Annotated in this window: 3 protein-coding genes and 1 tRNA gene; 1 reads left to right on the forward strand and 3 read right to left on the reverse strand. The window is 43.4% G+C overall.

The window, feature by feature from the left end:
• Positions 1-166: 166 nt before the first annotated feature.
• From QUA99_RS26470 to QUA99_RS26480, 3 genes are all read right to left on the reverse strand, one after another.
• On the reverse strand, positions 167-1,315 hold the full coding sequence (locus QUA99_RS26470) for a tyrosine-type recombinase/integrase (protein ID WP_333242360.1): 1,149 nt from the start codon (positions 1,313-1,315) through the stop codon (positions 167-169).
• A gap of 134 nt (positions 1,316-1,449) precedes the next feature.
• Positions 1,450-1,522 (reverse strand) — tRNA-Ala (locus QUA99_RS26475).
• 152 nt (positions 1,523-1,674) lie between these two features.
• Complete coding sequence (locus QUA99_RS26480; protein WP_333242358.1) at positions 1,675-1,878, reverse strand: hypothetical protein; 204 nt, start codon at positions 1,876-1,878, stop codon at positions 1,675-1,677.
• A gap of 362 nt (positions 1,879-2,240) precedes the next feature.
• Here QUA99_RS26480 and QUA99_RS26485 point away from each other — a divergent pair, with 362 nt between their 5' ends.
• Positions 2,241-5,633: an Eco57I restriction-modification methylase domain-containing protein gene (locus QUA99_RS26485; RefSeq protein ID WP_333242356.1), complete on the forward strand. Its 3,393-nt coding sequence runs from the start codon at positions 2,241-2,243 to the stop codon at positions 5,631-5,633.
• Positions 5,634-6,000: the final 367 nt, after the last annotated feature.

Genomic DNA, 6,000 nt, shown 5'->3' on the forward strand with positions numbered 1-6,000 from the left:
CTGAATGTCTGCGATCGAACTCTGTTGCGGTATCGGAAAGAAAACAAGCTGCTGGAAGGGATTCACTGGGGTAAAAATCCTAGTGGCAAAATTCTTTATAATCAGCAATTGATTGAGCATTTGATAATGTGTGGAGGTGATGTAAACAATCCAGAGCATCAGAAATTTATTCAGAGGTTTGTGAGCGATCGACCTGAGAACCAACCTTTAAAACCAGGTCGGAAACGGGCATCAAATCTGGCAACTGTGGGGGATTAACCAACCCGGCATAATTCTCATAAAGAGTGCGGACATTGTGGCCGGTGAGCGAGGCGATCGCAACCGGATTCATGCCAGCTTCCAAGCCGTGAGAAATTAGCGTGTGCCTGGTGTTGTAAGGTTTTCGGTAATCTATCCCTAATTCTGCTAGCGCAGGTTTCCAGTAGCGGTTGCAGAAATTCTTGGAGTCGATCGCAGAGCCGTTTGTGCTGGTAAAAATTAGACGATCAAGCAGAAAATCAGTCGGTCGCCGATCGAGCAATAGCTGTTGCAGCCGTGGTGTTAGCGGCACCGTGCGCGCCTTGTTAGTTTTGGTTGATTTGCGAGATTCAGAGCCGTTGCTCAAACTTTCTCCGATCCAGATGCGATCGCAGTTGGCGGAACAATGTCGCCAGATCAGAGCTGCTGCTTCCCCGGTGCGGAGGCCGACACCGAATTTGAATTCCACATAGTCAGCGTAGTGTTTCAGATTGGAGTCTGAGCGGAATTTCTGGACGATCGAACTGATTTCTGTGAGTGTGAACGGTTCTGGGCGCTGTTTGGGCGGAACCGAAACTTTGACATCAGCCCAAGGATTTTCGAGAACCAGCTTCTTTTTTAGCGCCCATTCCCAGCAAGCATTGATCAAAACGATCCGTTCGCGTACCGTAACGGGTTCAAGTTTCTGTGCCAAAAATTCCTTAAATTTCAGTCCCACACTTTCAGAAACAGAAATCGCTGTTTTGCTTTTGAAAAACTCAGAAACGTGTTTTTGTAGTGCGAGATATTTATTTAAGCCACCGATCGAGATGGTATGGCGCTTATATTCGACAAATTGGTCAAAAAGCTGAGAAACAGAAATGGATTCATATTTCTGAGGCTTGTACTTGCTCAGGGAGGGGTCAAAATTGTTGGTAGCCATATCAAGCTCAATTTGCTGAGCTTTCATGGAAGCAACTTTCTGATTAATGGTTGTGTCCGATAAACCCATGTATAACGAAAAGCGTTTACCCTGCCATGACCAGGCAAGTCGTAGACGCTCTTTGAAAACTTCAATATTTACTGAACCTTTTGGCATATCGAAAATTTATCGTAAATTTATCGTAAAAGATGTCTGGAGTTGTCTGCTGCTGTCGTCTTAATTGAGAATGTCCAATATAACAGTTTTGATGGATAAACGACAAAACCCGCTCTGTGAACGGGTTTTCTTTATGGAGAATAGCGGGCTCGAACCGCTGACCCCTACAATGCCATTGTAGTGCTCTACCAACTGAGCTAATTCCCCTTTCTTTTCGCGCTCTCAATCATGCCTTAACTGACCAATATTTGTCAAGCGTTTTTACAAAATTATTTTTGAGCCTTGGACTGGCAAGGCTTTGGGCTTTTTGTCAAAAAACATCTCCTCGCTTCTGGATAATCGTCAATCCCTACTATGATTTAGTAAGTGTGTTGGGATATTTCGGTTAAATGGCTCAAACAAGACCCCATGAGGAAGTAGACGACTACCAGAGCCGCTGCTGAGACAGCAACTAGAGCACCTGCTAGCATTAGTGAAAATTCCCGTTGCGCGATCGCCTCCTGAATCAAGTGCAAAGACCAAGCAACGAGGGCAACGTCAATTATTAAAATAGAAATCAGCATAAGTTACGATTTGTAACAGCGTACCTATTGTAACAAAACTTTTGGCTGAGTGCCGCGCAGCTCAGACCTATTTAACTTTTGCTGTAAAACCCTGACGCAGCAGCGGAAAGCGCCTCAACAAAAATGATAGCTTTTCTTAATAATTACGATATGCAAAGTAAATGAGAGCTAGCTCAGCGTTAGAGGTGGCGTTTTTGATTTGGAAGCCAGCGATTCCCTAGGGGATAGGTGCGCTTCACACGCTTTTTTTGAGGGGTGAGGATGCGATCGACCTTTGAGTATAACTGATTTGATAACAGAAGGTCTGAGCCGCTGTTGCACTTGGATGCTGTAAAATTAACTTTATTAACCTGCTTGAAAAGATGACAAATCGCTCTAGTCGCGCCCTTTTTCACAGCAAAACACTCAACACTGCTTTGCGTGCTTTTAGCTTTCCGCAAGATATGGAAGTGCGCCAACAAAAATTGGGAACGTGGATTGCTGCACTTAAAACGGGTACGTTAGACGAAGTTAAAGAAGTTTCGCTGCACGGTAGTTTTATTAATGATATTTTTCAGGATATTTTGGGATATTGCTCGGTAATTCAAGGTGCGGGGAAAGCTTGGGAAATTAACGCGGAACAAACGATATCTGATGGCGGGGGTTCTGCTGACGGGGCGATCGGCTTTTTTACGGCTGCTGACAATCCTAAAGGCAAAGCCGTTTCTCTGCAAGGTAAAGTGATTGCTCCGATCGAACTCAAGGGAGCGAAAAATGATTTAGATCGTCCCGCATCACATCAGCATCCTGCGCGAACCGAATCAGCAGTTGACCAAGGTTGGCGCTACGCTAATTATACACCAGATTGTCGCTGGATTATTGTCTCAAATTATCGAGAGTTGCGACTTTATCATACCAATAAAACTCCCGCTTATTACGAACAATTTTTTATAACTGACTTGGCGGATATTGCAGCTTTTAAGCGGTTTTACTTTCTGCTGTGTCGCCGCAATTTTTTACCTCTAAACCAAGCTCAAAGAGTTTCTGTTATTGACAGACTGTTAAAAGACTCTGACGAAGCTCAAGAGGAAATTACCAATAAATTATATCAAGAATACAAAGCAATTCGACTCGCTCTCGTCAAGCACTTTCGCTTTTCTGGGCCGCAGGATATCCCCAACCGCGATCGGGTACTCATCGAAAAAGCTCAAAAAACTTTAGACCGCGTTTTATTTATTGCTTTTTGTGAAGATAAAGGGTTGCTACCGCGAAACACCCTCAGCAACGCTCACGACCACAAAGACCAATACAATCCTAGATTAATTTGGGAAAATTATCAATCTGTATTTCGCTGGGTTGATGTGGGAAATGATGACCCTCCTGTACCGGGATACAACGGCGGTTTATTTAAATTAGATCCGGTTTTAGACGCACAATTGACTGTGCCAAATCCATTATGCAGTCTGCTTAATAAGCTGACCAGATTTGATTTTGATACCGAAGTTTCCGTCGATATTTTGGGGCATATTTTCGAGCAGTCTGTGACAGATTTGGAAGAGTTAAATGCTGAAACTACCGGGCAGGAATACAATCAGAAAAAAGGCAAGCGGAAAACTCAAGGTGTGTTTTACACGCCAGCTTTTATTACTCAATATATTGTCGAGGTTTCTCTCGGTGGTTATTTGCAGCGGCGAGAGCAAGAATTGCGCGATTTATTCCTAGGCGAAATTGCTGAAGTGTCGCTTCAGCCACCCAAGAAAACTGCAATTAAGTTTTGGAAAGCATATCGAGACGAAGTGTTGCAAAAAACGCGCGTCATCGATCCGGCGTGCGGTTCGGGTGCTTTTTTGATTGCGGCTTTTGATTATTTGATGCAGCAGTACGAAAGAGTCGATCGAGAATTAAATGCTTTGGGCTATAAGCCAAAAAACGGCAACTCCCTGGAATTTGACCGAAGCATTTTAAGCCACAACCTGTACGGCGTAGATTTGCTGCCGGAATCGGCGGAAATTACCAAACTTTCCCTGTGGTTGAAGACAGCGGAACCGGGTAAAACCCTGACTTATTTGGATGATAATATTAAAGCGGGAAACTCGATCGTCGCTGACAGTAATGTAGCAGATACAGCGTTTGATTGGAAAGCTGAATTTCCCCAGATTTTTGCTGATGGCGGTTTTGATGTTGTCCTTGGCAATCCGCCTTACGTGCGACAGGAGTTGCTATCTCCAATTAAACCATACTTGCAAGCCAATTATGAATCCTATAGCGGCGTAGCAGACCTTTATACTTATTTTTATGAACTCGGGTTAAAGATTCTAAAACCGGGGGGAGTGCTTTCGTATATTGTTACAAATAAATGGCTGAGGTCTGGATACGGCGAACCTCTACGCCAGTTTTTTGCCAGTCAAGGTTTACTAGATCAAATTATTGATTTCGGACACGCGCCAATTTTTGAAGATGCTGATACTTTTCCCTGTATTGTCGCAGTCAGAAAGCCTAACGCTTCTCTATATATCTCTGAAACTGAAAGCGAGATTGAGCAAGGTCAATTTGAACCTAATTCGCCTGTGATTGTTTGTCCGGTTCCGCGCGAGGAACTTGCGAATATCAACCTTACACAATACGTTCAACAACACGGCTATCAAATTTCGCGAGATCGTTTCACTGCGAGTGCTTGGAGTCTGGAACCTCCTGCTGTTGATGAGTTGATGCAGAAAATTCAACGAGTGGGTGTTCCGCTCAAAGATTTTGCAGGGGTTAAGCCTTATCGAGGTATTTTAACAGGATTGAATGAAGCTTTTTTAATTGATGAAGCTACTAAAAACAGTCTAGTTCAAGCAGACCCTAAATCTGCGGAAGTTATCAAGCCTTATTTACGAGGTCAAGATATTAAACGCTGGAGTCCAGAGTGGGCGAATCTTTGGGTTATTTTGCTGAAATCTAGCAGCGATAGTGTATGGCCCTGGAGTAAAGCAAACGATAAAGCAGAGGAAGTATTTGCACAAACATTTCCATCGCTGTATCAGTATATGAAGCCGATGCAAGAAAAACTGTCTAAGCGTTCCGACAAAGGGCGTTACTGGTGGGAACTGCGTAGCTGTGCTTACTACAGGACTTTTGAAAACCCAAAAATTATTTATCAGGTTATTCAAACTTTGCCACAATACGCATGGGATAATTCTAGTGCTTATGGAAATGATAAAACCTTTATTCTGGCTAACAGCGATTTATGTCTGCTAGGTTGGCTCAATTCACCGCTAATTTGGTGGTACAGCCATCGAGTTTTTACTCAAATGCTGTCAGGGGCGATTAGCCCAATGGGATATTTATTTGAAACTTTACCGATCGCACCACCAACTGACTCAATTCGTGCCGAAGTCGAATTAATTGTCAGCCGTTTAATTGAAATCGCCAAAACTAATCAACAAACTCATCAAGATGTCTTGCAATGGCTGGAAATCACTTATTTAATTGATAAACTCGGACAAAAACTCGAAGATTTTTCTGCCCTTTCCTTTGCAGAGTTCGTAGCAGAAATCAGAAAGCGAATGCCGAAAACAAAATCCTCCGATCCTCTCGGCGTTGCAGGACTAAAAGCAGTACGCGAAACTTATAATGAATATGCACCGGCCATTCAATCTCGCAAAGCTGAGGCGTTGAGACTCGAACACCGTTTATCCGATTTAGTTAATCAAGCTTACGGATTGACACCGGAAGAAATAGATTTGATGTGGAAAACAGCACCTCCACGAATGCCGATCGCGAGACAGATTTGATAGAATATTAGAGCGGTGTTTGTCTTCGTCTGGAATGTTGGGATAACAATTTTTGCCGACAAATTATGCAATTTATGGGGGATTTAAAGGTTAATTCTTGACCTTTGAGGTAATTTTTAATCTCCTGTCGTCTTGCTCCCCCCTTAGCAAGGAGGGTAAAACACCTAATGTTCTCAGCGATTTAATCCCCTGTTATCCCATCTTGCTCCCCCCCTTAGCAAGGGGGGGCTGGCAGGGTGGATTAATTGTCAAAAGAGTAAACCAGTGGGGCTAGGCTATTTGCTGACGAGCACGCGCCAGATTTAATTGGTTTATCTTGATGAGATAAACCGAAAAGTAATTCGCTAACATATTCAAGTTGATTGGC

The organism is Microcoleus sp. F10-B2 (assembly GCF_036704965.1).
Lineage (GTDB): Bacteria > Cyanobacteriota > Cyanobacteriia > Cyanobacteriales > Microcoleaceae > Microcoleus.

Excerpts from the sequence above, each read along its gene's own strand:
- QUA99_RS26470 (WP_333242360.1), bottom strand. The coding sequence starts at position 1,315 with ATGCCAAAAGGTTCAGTAAATATTGAAGTTTTCAAAGAGCGTCTACGA.
- QUA99_RS26480 (WP_333242358.1), bottom strand. The coding sequence starts at position 1,878 with ATGCTGATTTCTATTTTAATAATTGACGTTGCCCTCGTTGCTTGGTCT.
- QUA99_RS26485 (WP_333242356.1), top strand. The coding sequence starts at position 2,241 with ATGACAAATCGCTCTAGTCGCGCCCTTTTTCACAGCAAAACACTCAAC.